Source organism: bacterium SCSIO 12844 (assembly GCA_024397935.1).
Classification (GTDB): Bacteria; Pseudomonadota; Gammaproteobacteria; order Francisellales; family Francisellaceae; genus M0027.
This window is the reverse complement of the sequence record CP073743.1, coordinates 2,194,123-2,208,864: the sequence shown is the minus strand read 5'-3', so window position 1 is coordinate 2,208,864 and position 14,742 is coordinate 2,194,123. Positions and strand designations below refer to the sequence as shown.

Sequence of the window (14,742 nt, the reverse complement as noted above, 5' to 3'; positions counted from 1 at the left end):
CTAATTACTGCAAAATATACGGTGATTAATCTTTTAAACGGCATAAAACTTTCAAGTATTGATGGTTCTTGTTATAAATCATATATGATTAATTTTGAATCATGGTGATTAATATGCAAAAGATACAAGTTATGCTTGATGATAAGCTTGCATCAAATTTAAAAAAAAGTGCCAAAAAAGCTGGCTTATCAATTAGCTCTTATACAAGAATATTATTAACTAGTGCTTATAATAAAAGACTTTCAGCATTGGAAAAAGCACTCAAGGAAACAGATGGTGATGTGCATTCTTCAGCAGAAGATTTTTTAAAGGAATTAAATGAAATGATTGATAATGCTTGATGTTATAAGAAAAAAGCAATTTATTAAATCGCTTAAAAAATATCGTTCAAATAAACCTGTATTAATAGAATTAGAAAAGGTTGTTAGATTATTAGTTAATGAATTACCTATCCCAAAAAAGTATAAAGATCATGAATTAAAAGGTAATTTTAAAGGAATAAGAGAATTACATTTAAAACCAGATGATTTATTGCTTTATGTTAAAATAGAAGGTGAGAGTATTATATTAATTGATATAGGTAATTATTCTAATCTTCTAAATATGTAAATATTATAATAAAAAATTCGTTTTATAACAGTGGTTTAATTAACTTATGCGGCGAATATCACTTCTAATCACCGCAAAATATGCAGTGATTAACCTGTAACAATTCTCTTAAAACTAATAATAATATCTTTGATAAAATAAAGGGTAAGTTTGATAGAGATGGAGTTTTATCATTATGCCGTTATCTATAGAGAAAAAACAAAAAATCATCACCTTTTTATTGAATACTGAAGTTAATAATGATGATGAAGTTAATGAGATATTTTTGGATATATATAAGGAAATTGCCAAACAGATTTCAGATAAACATCCTGAAATTGAGCCTTATAGTGAAAAATATTTCTCAACGGTCATCCCTGAGATTAATGATGGTTTGGTTGAATATTTAAAAAATGAACATTTATTTGATGATATATATCCATACTATCATAAACTAAGACACTCAGTTTCTCAGTGGGCACCAGAAGGTAAATATATGGCTGAAATTCCAAAGCTTGCCCCATTTCAAGGATCACTATTAGAAATTTTAGATGATGGTCTGATCGAGAAATATGCATCAAAGGTTGATGAAACCAAAACTTATATGCTGTCTTTAGCAAAAGCAGATAGAGTAAAAGCGGATGAGCATTACAGAAAAATTGCAGCACTATTTAAAAGGTTAGAGCCAGCTATGCTCTTATTTGATTTGTATCCAGCGATAAAGAATTCTGAAATCATCAGTTATCGAGAAAGGTTAATTAAAATTACATTAGACTATTTGTTAAATAAAAAACTTCAACATTCAGAAGTCAATTTTCAAAAACTTTTTGCAGCAAATAATGCTGTTTTAATAGCGTTTTTAAAAGAATCATTTATTTTTGAAAATGTATTTGATCAATATCACAAAATTAGAGCATCGCTAGTAAATTATTCAGTTGACGCTGATAATTTTAAAGATATACCTGATGTATTGCCAATTTGTGAAATACTTCATGAGCAATTAAATTGTGAAATAATATTAAATTATGCCTCTAGTCCAGAAAAGGCATTTGAGTTTTTATCGAAATTAACTAAAGCAGAGAGAAGTGATGTTTTTGATAAAATAGCTAAATTTATTGAAATGTTAGAGCCTGTAACTGCATTGATAAGTCAAAAGCAAACCAGTATAGATAGTGAAATTATACAGTATCGTGATCATATGATAGCAACTGTCGTTAATTGCTTAACTATAGAGAAAGAAGAAGGTTTTGAAGGTGAATATAAAAAAAGTATATTAGCTGCAGAGCATGCTTTTCAAGATTTAATTAATGATAACTTGCATTTTAAAATTGCTGAAGCGATTTATCCTTGGATTCCAAATCAAAAAATTGCTTTAGAACTAACGAACTTTTCTCATACTGTTACGGTTAATTTGCCGTTTTTTAGTTATTTTTCAACTAGCCGTTATTCATTAACACAAGCCAGTAAAGAAGTCATTAAAGAACTTGATCAAGCAATGTAGTAAATCATTTGTATTTTAGTGCTTGAAAACAGCAAAATTAAACGCCATATTAATCTAAATAATATAAAAATTATTAATTAAAATATCATTGGAGTAATGCGTAATGAATCAACAGGATAAACAACTAATTACTAATTTGGCACAACGGTTACATCAAGGTAATAGCCAGTTGCAAAAAGACCCAGAGGTAGAAGTTATTATTAAAGGTGAGATTGAAAGCGCACCAAATGCAGTTTATCAATTAACACAAGCAGTTTTACTGCAAGAGCATGCATTGCAAAATGCACAAAATCAAATTCAAGTATTACAACAACAAGTTCAAGCCTTACAAATGCAAGTCCAACAGCCTAAACGTGGCTTTTTTAGTAATTTATTTGGTGGTGGTCAAAACCAAAATTATAGAAATTTTCAAAACCAGCCAAATCAAATGGGTTATCAAAATAACTTTAATCAAGGTGCTTATCAACAACCACAAATGCATTATGGTGGTGGTTCAAGCTTTTTAAGGTCAGCGGCTACAACAGCTGTAGGTGTTGCTGGTGGTATGGCACTTTTTGAAGGGGTAAGTAGTTTATTTTCAGGCGGTAATGAAGCGGTTACTAATGCAACTGATATGGCTTCTGGTATGGCACCTGATATGATGAATCAATCTCAAGAGTTTATTAACGACCCACAAAGCCTTGCTGATGGCTTTGGCGCAGGTGGTGATGATTTTCTCAATCAAGGTGATTTAGGTGGTGGGTTTGGAGACTTTGGCGATGGTGGTGACTTTGGTGGGGGTGATTTATTTTAGTTAAGATTCTTTGATTTAAAATGCTTTCTGCACACGGCAGTATAACTACTATTACCACCAATTTGAATTTGACTGCCATCATCAATTACTTCACCTTTATCATTATGGCGAAGTACATGAGTTGCTTTTTTACCACAGTGACAAATGGTTTTAATCTCAATAAGATTATCAGCCCATGCTAATAAATATAGGCTTCCTTCAAAAGGCTCAGCTTGAAAGTCATTACGTATACCATAGGTGAGTACTGGAATATCTAACTGATCAACAATTTCTGTTAATTGATAGACTTGATCTTTTTTTAAAAACTGTGCTTCATCAACTAAAACACAGTGAATAGTATTTTTATGATGATGTAGTTGTGTTACTTCAAGTAAATTGGTTTTAGCATTAAATCCGATGGCACTAGCTTCAAGACCAATTCGAGAGGCAATTATATTTTGGCCTGCTCGATGATCAAGTTCAGGGGTTAATAATAGGGTATTCATACCGCGTTCTTTATAGTTATAGTCGGATTGTAAAAGGGTTGTACTTTTACCAGCATTCATGCTGGAATAATAAAAATAAAGTTTAGCCATGATCTTACCTTTGATCATCATTGGATTATTTAGATAATAAGCATATTGTAGCGATTTTATTAAAAAGCACAATTTGATTGACGTTGAGTTTGTAAAGCTTTACTTTTGGTTGGTCAAAAGTATCTAAATAATTAAATTAAAATAAATTGGAATAAATATTTATGGAGCAATCTCAATTAGTATTTGATGGTATTGAAGTCAAGCCAATTAAAGATTTTGTTCGCCAAGCTTACCTTGATTATTCAATGTACGTTATTTTAGATCGTGCGTTACCATCAGTTAGTGACGGTTTAAAGCCAGTTCAAAGGCGTATTATTTATGCAATGAGTGAATTAGGCCTATCAGCGATTAGCAAACATAAAAAGTCAGCAAGAACTGTAGGTGATGTGCTAGGTAAATATCACCCGCATGGTGATAGCGCTTGTTATGAGGCGATGGTATTAATGGCACAAGATTTTTCTTATCGTTATCCATTGGTTGATGGTCAAGGGAATTGGGGATCAATTGATGATCCAAAATCATTTGCAGCAATGCGCTACACAGAAGCAAGACTTTCCCCTTATGCAGCTTTACTTTTGTCAGAATTAAAATTTGGTACAGTTGACTGGGGAGATAATTTTGATGGTACGCTAAAAGAGCCATTAGTATTACCAGCACAAGTACCAAATATATTATTAAATGGAGGTATGGGAATTGCCGTTGGTATGGCAACAGATATTCCACCACATAATATGACGGAAGTAATAGAAGGGTGCTTAAAATTATTAAAACATCCCAATGTTACAGATGAATCACTATTTAAAATAATACCGGGGCCTGATTTTCCTGGAGGTGCAGAAATTGTTACCCCTGAGAAAGAACGTTTAAAAGCTTATCAGACTGGAAATGGTAGTATTAAGTTGCGTGCCATTTATGAAATCGATGATGATGAAGTTATCATTACAGCTTTACCACACCAAGTATCAACTTCAAAACTTATTGAACAAATTGCGTCACAAATTCAATCTAAAAAAATGCCTTGGCTAACGAACGTTAGAGATGAGTCTGATCATGAAAATCCAATTCGATTGGTATTAGCAATGCGCTCCAATCGAGTTAATGTTAATCGTTTGATGTCTCATCTTTATGCAACAACTGACCTTGAGCGTAATGTAAGATTGAATTTGAATATGATTGCACTAGATGGCAAGCCAAAAGTAATGTCATTAAAAGAAATCTTAACACAATGGTTAGATTTTAGAAGGCAATGTGTTACACGACGTTTAGAAAGTAGGCTTGATAAAGTATTAGAACGCTTACATATATTAGATGGTTTATTGATTGCTTATCTAAATTTAGATGAAGTGATTAGAATTATTCGTACTGAAGATGAGCCTAAAGCCTGTTTAATGGAGCGATTTAATATAACAGAGAAACAAGCTGATAGTATTTTAGATACCAAGTTACGGCATTTAGCTAAATTAGAAGAATTTAAATTAAAAGCTGAAAAAGATGATTTATTAAAAGAGAAGGATTATCTTGAAGGCCATCTAAATGACCAAGAAAAGATGACACAACTAATTGCAGATGAGCTGAAATTAATTAAAAAGAAATATGCAGATAAAAGGCGTTCAGCTGTTAGGTTAAGAGAAGAAGCTAAAGCATTAGATGAAACAGAGTTAATGCCAGCTGAAAATGTCACAGTAATTTTATCTAAACTAGGGTGGATTAGAGCAGCAAAAGGTCATGATATTAAGCCACAAGAAATGAATTATCGTTCTGGTGATGACTATCTTGCTTCAGCCAAAGGCAAATCAAATGAGTTAGTTATTTTTGCAGATAAACAAGGCCGGATATTTTCAACTCGTGCATCTGACCTACCGTCTGCAAGAGGTCAGGGAGAACCAATTACAGGCTGTTTTAATATGGATACAAATACAGTGATTCAAAATGTCTCTGTTAGCTCTAATGAAGGCTTTATTGTTTTAGCATCCAAAGCAGGTTATGGCTTTATTTCAGAAGTATCCTCTATATTAACTAAAAATAAATCAGGCAAACAAGTTCTAACCGTTCCTGATGATTTTGGTGTTGTTGCGCCAGTAACGAGAAAAAGTTTAACGGATAACCTATTACTAGTCTGCATTACTAACCAGGGGCGACTGTTAAGTTTTTCTTTAAATGAATTACCAGTATTAAGTAAAGGCAAGGGTAATAAGTTAATTAATCTACCATCTCAGACAGTTACAGGTGAGTTGTTAGAGTGGGTATTTATTATTGGAGAAGAAGATCAGCTGAAAATTCAAGTGGGTAAAAGGTTTAAACTTTTGAATTATAAAGATATAAGTGAATATAAGGCTCGTAGAGCAGCAAGAGGAAAGCTATTACCTAGAGGCTTTCAAAATATTAGCCAGATTTTTTGTGATAAAAATGATTAAAACTAGTTGACAAAGCCTACAGAATCGGTAGAATTCACCCTTGTCGCCTGAGAGTGGTCAGCGGCAAAGATGGTTAAAAAATAGATTGATATGTAGACACTTACGTTCTTGTCAATGAATTACAGAGATACAAACTGAAGAGTTTGATCCTGGCTCAGATTGAACGCTGGTGGCATGCTTAACACATGCAAGTCGCACGGCAGCATGATCTAGCTTGCTAGATTGATGGCGAGTGGCGGACGGGTGAGTAACGCGTAGGAATCTGTCTTAAAGTTGGGGATAACACGGGGAAACTCGTGCTAATACCGCATAAAGTTTACGAACCAAAGCTGGGGACCTTCGGGCCTGGCGCTTTGAGATGAGCCTGCGTTGGATTAGCTAGTTGGTGAGGTAAGGGCTCACCAAGGCTGCGATCCATAGCTGTTCTGAGAGGAAGATCAGCCACACTGGGACTGAGACACGGCCCAGACTCCTACGGGAGGCAGCAGTGGGGAATATTGGACAATGGGGGCAACCCTGATCCAGCAATGCCACGTGTGTGAAGAAGGCCTTAGGGTTGTAAAGCACTTTCAGGAAGGAGGAAAGGTATTAGATTAAGAGTTAAATACTGTGACGTTACTTTCAGAAGAAGCACCGGCAAACTCCGTGCCAGCAGCCGCGGTAATACGGAGGGTGCGAGCGTTAATCGGACTTACTGGGCGTAAAGGGTCCGTAGGCGGATAAATAAGTCAGATGTAAAAGTCCAGGGCTCAACCTTGGGATGTCATTTGAAACTGTGTATCTAGAGTATAGGAGAGGAAAGGGGAATTTCTGGTGTAGCGGTGAAATGCGTAGATATCAGAAGGAACACCAATGGCGAAGGCAACTTTCTGGCCGAATACTGACGCTGAGGGACGAAAGCATGGTTAGCGAACAGGATTAGATACCCTGGTAGTCCATGCTGTAAACGATGAGTACTAGCTGTAGGAATCGGTGTTAAGGTTCTTGTGGCGTAGCTAACGCGCTAAGTACTCCGCCTGGGGATTACGGCCGCAAGGCTAAAACTCAAAGGAATTGACGGGGACCCGCACAAGCGGTGGAGCATGTGGTTTAATTCGATGCAACGCGAAGAACCTTACCTACCCTTGACATACTGAGAACGATTTAGAGATAGATCGGTGCCTTCGGGAATTCAGATACAGGTGCTGCATGGCTGTCGTCAGCTCGTGTCGTGAGATGTTGGGTTAAGTCCCGCAACGAGCGCAACCCTTATTTATAGTTGCCATCATTGAGTTGGGCACTCTATAGAGACTGCCGTGGTTAACACGGAGGAAGGTGGGGACGACGTCAAGTCATCATGGCCCTTACGGGTAGGGCTACACACGTGCTACAATGGGCATTACAGAGGGAAGCGAAGAGGCGACTTGGAGCGAAACTCACAAAGGTGTTCGTAGTCCGGATTGTTCTCTGCAACTCGAGAACATGAAGTCGGAATCGCTAGTAATCGCGAATCAGCATGTCGCGGTGAATACGTTCCCGGGTCTTGTACACACCGCCCGTCACACCATGGGAGTGGGTTGCACCAGAAGTGGCTAGTCTAACTATTAGAGGACGGTCACCACGGTGTGATTCATGACTGGGGTGAAGTCGTAACAAGGTAGCCGTAGGGGAACCTGCGGCTGGATCACCTCCTTAAAGGTAAAAATACAAAAGAACGTTAAGTGTTTACATATGAAACTGTTATGTCTTGAAGAAGAATTTGGGTCTGTAGCTCAGCTGGTTAGAGCGCACCCCTGATAAGGGTGAGGTCGGTAGTTCAAGTCTACTCAGACCCACCATGGGGCCATAGCTCAGCTGGGAGAGCGCCTGCTTTGCACGCAGGAGGTCAGGAGTTCGATCCTCCTTGGCTCCACCAAATTATTTCAAGAGTTTAATATTGATCTTTAACAATTTAGTTTACTGATATAGCCAAGGGTAAAAGCGCAAACGGTGGATGCCTAGGCAATTGGAAGCGAAGAAGGACGTGTAAGTCTGCGAAAAGCAACGGGGAGTTGGCAAAAGAGCGTTGATCCGTTGATGTCCGAATGGGGGAACCCATCCACTGTAAGGTGGATATTCTAATCTTTGATTGGAAAGCGAACGCAGGGAACTGAAACATCTAAGTACCTGTAGGAAAAGAAATCAACCGAGATTCTCTTAGTAGCGGCGAGCGAACGGGGATTAGCCTTGTATGATTTATAATTGATGTTAGTGGAATAAGTTGGGAAGCTTAACGATAGAGGGTGATAGTCCCGTACACGAAAGTATTGATTAGGAACTAAGCATACGAATAAGTAGGTCGGAACACGAGAAATTTTGACTGAAGATGGGGGGCCCATCCTCCAAGGCTAAATATGACCAATTGACCGATAGTGAACCAGTACCGTGAGGGAAAGGCGAAAAGAACCCCTTTAAGGGGAGTGAAATAGAACCTGAAACCGTTTGCGTACAAGCAGTCGGAGCATTTTTAAGAAATGTGACGGCGTACCTTTTGTATAATGGGTCAGCGAGTTATTTTCAGTGGCAAGGTTAAGCGAATAGTGAAGCCGAAGGGAAACCGAGTCTTAATAGGGCGTCTAAGTCGCTGGGAATAGACCCGAAACTGTAGCGATCTATCCATGTCCAGGGTGAAGGTTGGGTAACACCACCTGGAGGCCCGAACCCGGTAATGTTGCAAAATTATGGGATGAGATGTGGATAGGAGTGAAAGGCTAAACAAGCACAGAGATAGCTGGTTCTCCCCGAAATCTATTTAGGTAGAGCCTTATAAGTAACTCATCGGGGTAAAGCACTGTATCGGCTAGGGGGATATTCGTATCTTACTGAACCGATGCAAACTCAGAATACGATGAAGTTTAATTATAGGAGACACACGGTGGGTGCTAAGGTCCATCGTGGAGAGGGAAAAAGCCCAGACCGCCAGCTAAGGTCCCCAATTGTTTGCTAAGTGGAAAACGAAGTGTGAAGGCAGAGACATCCAGGAGGTTGGCTTAGAAGCAGCCACCCTTTAAAGAAAGCGTAATAGCTCACTGGTCGAGTCGGCATGCGCGGAAGATTCAACGGGGCTAAAGCAAACAACCGAAGCTGCGGCAGTACTTTAAGTACTGGGTAGGGGAGCGTTCTGTAAGCCGATGAAGGTGTGTTGAGAAGCATGCTGGAGGTATCAGAAGTGCGAATGCTGACATGAGTAACGATAAATAAGTGAGATTCTTATTGGCCGGAAGTCTAAGGTTTCCTACGCAATGTTGATCAACGTAGGGTTAGTCGGCCCCTAAGGAGTAGCCGAAGGGCGAATCCGATGGGAAACGGGTTAATATTCCCGTACTTATTGTGTTAGTGATGTTGTGACGGAGAAAGCTAGATCATCCTGGTGAATGGTTATCCAGGTGAAAGTATGTAGTTTGGCATAGTAGGCAAATCCGCTATGTTATAGACGAGATACGAGACGAAGTAAAACTTAGGTTTTACGAAGTGATTGATGCTCGGCTTCCAGGAAAAGCAGCTAAACTTATAGCACAAGAAACCGTACTGTAAACCGACACAGGTAGACAGGTAGAGAATACTAAGGCGATGAGATAACTCAGGTGAAGGAACTAGGCAAAATGACACCGTAACTTCGGGAGAAGGTGTGCCCACATTATGTGATGAGATTTACTCTCTAAGCAGAAGTGGGTTGCAAATACCAGGTGGCTGCGACTGTTTATTAAAAACACAGCACTCTGCGAACTCGTAAGAGGAAGTATAGGGTGTGACGCCTGCCCGGTGCTGGAAGGTTAATTGAAGGGGTTAACGTAAGTGAAGCTCTGGATCGAAGCCCCAGTAAACGGCGGCCGTAACTATAACGGTCCTAAGGTAGCGAAATTCCTTGTCGGGTAAGTTCCGACCTGCACGAATGGCGTAACGATGGCCACACTGTCTCCACCTGAGACTCAGTGAAATTGAAATCGCAGTGAAGATGCTGCGTACCCGCGGTTAGACGGAAAGACCCCGTGAACCTTTACTACAGCTTTGCACTGGACTTTGACCCTATCTGTGTAGGATAGGTGGGAGGCTTAGAAGTATAGGCGCTAGCTTATATGGAGCCAACCTTGAAATACCACCCTGGTATGGTTGAAGTTCTAACTTAGGTAGAAATACCAAGGACAGTGTATGGTGGGTAGTTTGACTGGGGCGGTCTCCTCCTAAAGAGTAACGGAGGAGTACGAAGGTGCACTCGGTATGGTCGGAAATCATACCAAGAGTATAAAGGCATAAGTGCGCTTGACTGCGAGAGTGACGGCTCGAGCAGGTACGAAAGTAGGTCTTAGTGATCCGGTGGTTCTGTATGGAAGGGCCATCGCTCAACGGATAAAAGGTACTCCGGGGATAACAGGCTGATACCGCCCAAGAGTTCATATCGACGGCGGTGTTTGGCACCTCGATGTCGGCTCATCACATCCTGGGGCTGAAGCAGGTCCCAAGGGTATGGCTGTTCGCCATTTAAAGTGGTACGCGAGCTGGGTTTAGAACGTCGTGAGACAGTTCGGTCCCTATCTGCCGTGGGCGTCGGATGTTTGAGAGGATCTGCTCCTAGTACGAGAGGACCGGAGTGGACGTACCTCTGGTGTTTGGGTTGTGTCGCCAGATGCATTGCCCAGTAGCTATGTACGGAAGGGATAACCGCTGAAAGCATCTAAGCGGGAAGCCTCCCTCAAGATAAGACATCCCGGGAATTTATTCCCTTAAGAAACGTTCGAGACTAGGACGTTGATAGGCTGGGTGTGTAAGTGCAGCAATGTATGAAGCTAACCAGTACTAATGATTCGAGTGAATTGGTTATATCAGTAGACTAGATTGTTAAGGGTCAAACCTAAAAAGTTTCCCGGTGAGTATAGCGAGTGTGAACCACCTGATTCCATGCCGAACTCAGAAGTGAAACCACTTTGCGCCGATGATAGTGTGGCAGTTGCCATGTGAAAGTAGGGCATTACCGGGGATTTAATTCAAAAAGCCTCCTTCATTGGGGCTTTTTTAGTTCTGAAGTCTATTAATTTAAGTTATATATAAACCATTTATTATTAAACAAATTGTAATATTAATAATGTGATTAAATTTGTTTCATCTTGATTTTTATCTTTATTATATGTCAGCAATTCCCGCTATTAATGACACGGGTTGCAAATAAAGACTTTTAGACCGATCATATATTTATTTTTCGTAACCTAGTTATTTTACAATGAACAATCAATTTAAAAAACATCTATCTATACCAGGTTTATTACACACATTAAGAAATAGCTTTGCAAAAGCTACTGATAGGAAGTCATCCAGCATTTACTCACTTGTTGATTGTTTGATGTGTGGCATGGCAGTATTTGGAATGAAGTATCCTTCATTACTTAAATTTGATAAAGATATGCGATCAGAGGGCAGTTTGGTTAAAAATAATATTAGCTCATTATATAAAGTTGAAAAAGTGCCATGTGATACATATTTACGTGAACGTTTAGATGAAATTGATTATCTTCAATTACGTCAGTCATTTAATGCATTACTAAGCAATCTACAAAGAGGTAAAGTTCTAGAGCAATATTGTTTTTATAATGATTATTATTTGATTTCCAGTGACGGCACAGGGATGTTTTCATCACATGAAGTGCATTGTGATAATTGCTGTGTAAAACATCACCGTAATGGAACAAAAACTTATTATCATCAAATGTTGTGTGCTTCGATTGTACATCCTGATATAAAGCAAGTGATTCCATTAGCGCCTGAGCCAATTATTAAAAGTGATGGAACAAAGAAAAATGATTGTGAGCGAAATGCAGCGAAACGTTTAATTAAACGTCTTCGCCAAGAACACCCGCACTTAGCAATGATTTTTGTTGAAGATGCCTTATATGCCAATGGCCCTCATATTGATGACCTAAACAAACATAATATTCATTATATTCTAGGAGTAAAACCAAGTGATCATACCTGGCTTTTTGACTGGGTTAAAGCAAGTAAATCCGAGTTTTTGTCGATGTCACTAGAGGGTGTTAAACATGAATTTGAGTGGGTTAATCAAGCTGAATTAAATGAAACTAGAAGTGATATTAAGGTTAACTTTTTGTCTTATAAACAGACAAATAAAAAAGGTAAAGTACAGCATTTTACTTGGGTGACAGACCTTGATCTTAATTCAAACAATGTATTTAAAATAATGACAGGAGCACGTGCACGCTGGAAAATTGAAAATGAGACATTTAATACATTAAAAAATCAAGGGTATAATTTTGAACACAATTTTGGTCATGGAGCAAACAACTTATGTACAGTATTTGGCTTTTTGATGCTATTGGCATTTTTGGTAGATCAAATTCAAGAACTATGCTGTCCATTATTTAAGTCGGCATTAAAAAAATTAGAGACAAGAAGTCGTTTATGGGACAGAATAAGAAGTGCTTTTTTTATAGCACAGATTAATAGTTGGGAAGCGCTATATTTACACCTATCAGGAAAAGTTAAAGCCCAATTGATCATCGACACTGGTTAATTATATTTTGCCATGAACATCGTGTTTTTAACTATACCCGGTTATTTATTAATGAGACATAAAAATCTAATATACGGTGCATATGCTGTAGCGGTAAGTATTGTCAATGAGAATGCTAATGGAATTAATAATTAAATGAAAAATTAAGCGGGAATAGCTGATTATATGTTACATTGATTTCTTTCAAAGTTTATGGGTGCTATCATTGAGTATTGATCTTTGAATAGGGTTTCAGGCTGCTTTTGTTGTTGTGTTGTTTCAGGCTCTTCTAGTGACTGTCTGAATAAAATACCTTGCTGGTGAAATTCTTTAGATAAATATTGGTTAATTTCTATTGTAGGTTCACTATATTCGAAATCATTTTCAAATTTTTTAATAGCTTTGGTAATAATATCTACATAACTATTTAAAATTTCTCCATAGGTATCATACTCAATTGCTATTTCTTCAGAAAATTGATTGCTTTGATGTATAGTTAGCATATCTTCATAGATAGATTGCATTTCAGTTAGGGTTTCAATAGAAAAGTAAAGTTTAAACTCACTGCTAAGATTAACTGGCATTCCTCCAGCTAGTGTATGATACTCTCCAGCACTTTTAGGTGATAGATCTGCATCAATAATCATTAAACGACTATTAGCAAACCCCCAATTTCCGCCATTATTAGTAATGTCATAAAAAATTGTGCCACATACAGCTAATTGTGCGAGGCCTTTTTCTCCACTTATTTTAGATAGGTAAGTTTCTCTTGTATACTCAGCTTCAGATAAAATAGTGAAGCCTTTTTTTTGATCTTTAAGATAGTTTGAACGTATTCGTTTAGAAATTTTACTTGCCGGCGTAAAATCCTTTTCAAATTTTGATCCTAAATAATACTCAGCTTTTATTGTTTTTCCGCTGTGATCAACCGTTCCAGAGGGTTCATAGATAAAAGTGTTCTCAGGTACTGAAATACCTGATTTTTTTAAATAATTTAAATTTTGAAATCCTTGGAGCATATCAGGAGAGACATGTAATTCTTTTGGTTGTTCTAGGGCTTTTAAGACGAATAGATTATTATTGATTGTGCATAACTTTCCAGCACTAACACCATCAGATTTTACTGTACATGTGGTTAAGGGGGAGTCTAATCTAATTAACGGTGCATTAGTAGGTAGGGATACAGTTGCATTAGCATAAGCACTGCCAGCAAGCATTAAAAGTATTAAGAAAACTAATGAATATTTAGAATAGTTACCTGAAAATGAAATACTTCTTCCACGATGATAATAATTCTGATTGTGATAACTATTGTTTGCAAAAAGTCCTTCAAAATCACTATTTATAGTATAACTGCTAGAGTTTACTACTTTTGAAAGTTTATGCTTATATTGTTGTTGATTTGTTTTGCTAGAGTTATATTTTTGGCTTTGTTTTTTTTGCCAGTTATTTTGATAACTAGGCTTAGTTTGATAATTATTATATTTAAATTTGCGACCACCCATAGGAATACCTTTTGAATTATTTAGAGTTCAGATATTGTATGTGATTAATTGATGTGTGATAAGTAATAGTTTGTATCAATTTAAGTTTTAAAAATATGCTGTAAATTAGTTTCTTATATGAAATTTTTAATATATTTTATTTCAATTTTATAAATATAGAGACAGTTTAATTGTTAATAGAGTGAAGTAATTTAGGTAAATCAGTAATTTTATCTAAAACATAACTATGATGATAATCTTTTAATACATCAATTGATTTAATGCCATAGCTAACAGCAATCGCATCCATATTGGCATTTTCAGCAGCTTGTAAATCAAAAATACTATCACCAATCATAATTGCTTGATTTGGGTTAAGACCTGTATAATCTAAAATGTCAAATAGCATTTGTGGGTTTGGTTTTGACGGTGACTCATTAGGTGTGCGCGTGATGGTAAAGAAATGATCAATACCGAAGTTTTTTAGATCATGTTCTAATGGTTCTCTGCGTTTGCCTGTAGCAATTGCCAACAAATAATCTGATGTCTCAAGTTGCTTTAAAATTTCATAGGTGCCTTCAAATAACTGAGATTCATTGGGGTTATTATAGAAATATTCTTCATAGCCATCAATCATTGATTGAATAGGCAAGTTAGTCTCATCTGGATAAAGGTTTTGAAAGGATTTTTCTAGTGCTAAACCAACTTGGTTGGCTAATTGCTCGTCACTAGGGTCTGGATAATTATGTATTTTACAGCCATGTCGTACGGCGTTGAAAATTTTTGCTCTTGAGTTAACTAATGTACCATCCCAATCAAAGATAAGTAACTCATAAGGTTTATTCATAATAGTCAAATTTCCTTAAAATT

9 protein-coding genes, 2 tRNA genes and 3 rRNA genes are annotated in these 14,742 nt (G+C 37.4%); 11 read left to right on the top strand and 3 right to left on the bottom strand.

What is annotated here, in order from left to right:
• The first annotated feature begins 113 nt into the window (after window positions 1-113).
• The 4 genes from KFE69_09880 (at window position 114) to KFE69_09865 (ending at window position 2,882) form a co-directional block, all read left to right on the top strand.
• Window positions 114-341, top strand: coding sequence for a hypothetical protein (locus KFE69_09880; protein ID UTW41809.1), 228 nt, complete (start codon window positions 114-116; stop codon window positions 339-341).
• Window positions 334-609, top strand: a complete 276-nt coding sequence (locus tag KFE69_09875; protein ID UTW41808.1) for a type II toxin-antitoxin system YafQ family toxin — start codon at window positions 334-336, stop codon at window positions 607-609. The genes KFE69_09880 and KFE69_09875 overlap by 8 nt, the downstream gene beginning before the upstream one ends.
• A 175-nt stretch (window positions 610-784) precedes the next feature.
• The gene (locus KFE69_09870; protein ID UTW41807.1) at window positions 785-2,089 is read left to right on the top strand and encodes a hypothetical protein; all 1,305 of its coding nucleotides are present in this window, start codon (window positions 785-787) and stop codon (window positions 2,087-2,089) included.
• A gap of 103 nt (window positions 2,090-2,192) precedes the next feature.
• The gene (locus tag KFE69_09865) at window positions 2,193-2,882 is read left to right on the top strand and encodes a DUF2076 domain-containing protein (protein UTW41806.1); all 690 of its coding nucleotides are present in this window, start codon (window positions 2,193-2,195) and stop codon (window positions 2,880-2,882) included.
• Here the strand turns inward: KFE69_09865 and KFE69_09860 are convergent.
• Entirely contained in the window at window positions 2,879-3,457 is a 579-nt protein-coding gene (locus KFE69_09860) for a thymidine kinase (GenBank protein ID UTW41805.1), read from the bottom strand. The genes KFE69_09865 and KFE69_09860 overlap by 4 nt on opposite strands.
• A gap of 161 nt (window positions 3,458-3,618) precedes the next feature.
• Here KFE69_09860 and parC point away from each other — a divergent pair, with 161 nt between their 5' ends.
• The 7 genes from parC (at window position 3,619) to KFE69_09825 (ending at window position 12,409) form a co-directional block, all read left to right on the top strand.
• Window positions 3,619-5,871 carry a DNA topoisomerase IV subunit A gene (gene parC, locus KFE69_09855; GenBank protein UTW41804.1) on the top strand — a complete coding sequence of 751 codons (2,253 nt, stop codon included), beginning with the start codon at window positions 3,619-3,621 and terminating at the stop codon, window positions 5,869-5,871.
• 131 nt (window positions 5,872-6,002) lie between these two features.
• Window positions 6,003-7,545, top strand: a 16S ribosomal RNA gene (locus tag KFE69_09850).
• Window positions 7,546-7,611: 66 nt separating this feature from the next.
• Window positions 7,612-7,688: transfer RNA gene (locus tag KFE69_09845), tRNA-Ile, on the top strand.
• 1 nt (window position 7,689) lies between these two features.
• Window positions 7,690-7,765, top strand: a tRNA-Ala gene (locus KFE69_09840).
• A gap of 51 nt (window positions 7,766-7,816) precedes the next feature.
• Window positions 7,817-10,708: ribosomal RNA gene (locus KFE69_09835) — 23S ribosomal RNA — on the top strand.
• A gap of 41 nt (window positions 10,709-10,749) precedes the next feature.
• Window positions 10,750-10,864, top strand: a 5S ribosomal RNA gene (gene rrf / locus KFE69_09830).
• Together the 16S, 23S and 5S rRNA genes with 2 tRNA genes alongside form the textbook arrangement of a ribosomal RNA operon.
• 240 nt (window positions 10,865-11,104) lie before the next feature.
• On the top strand, window positions 11,105-12,409 hold the full coding sequence (locus KFE69_09825; protein UTW41803.1) for a transposase: 1,305 nt from the start codon (window positions 11,105-11,107) through the stop codon (window positions 12,407-12,409).
• Window positions 12,410-12,570: 161 nt separating this feature from the next.
• Here the strand turns inward: KFE69_09825 and KFE69_09820 are convergent, their stop codons facing one another.
• Entirely contained in the window at window positions 12,571-13,893 is a 1,323-nt protein-coding gene (locus tag KFE69_09820; GenBank protein ID UTW41802.1) for a hypothetical protein, read from the bottom strand.
• A gap of 166 nt (window positions 13,894-14,059) precedes the next feature.
• Entirely contained in the window at window positions 14,060-14,719 is a 660-nt protein-coding gene (locus KFE69_09815) for an HAD family hydrolase (protein UTW41801.1), read from the bottom strand.
• Window positions 14,720-14,742: the final 23 nt, after the last annotated feature.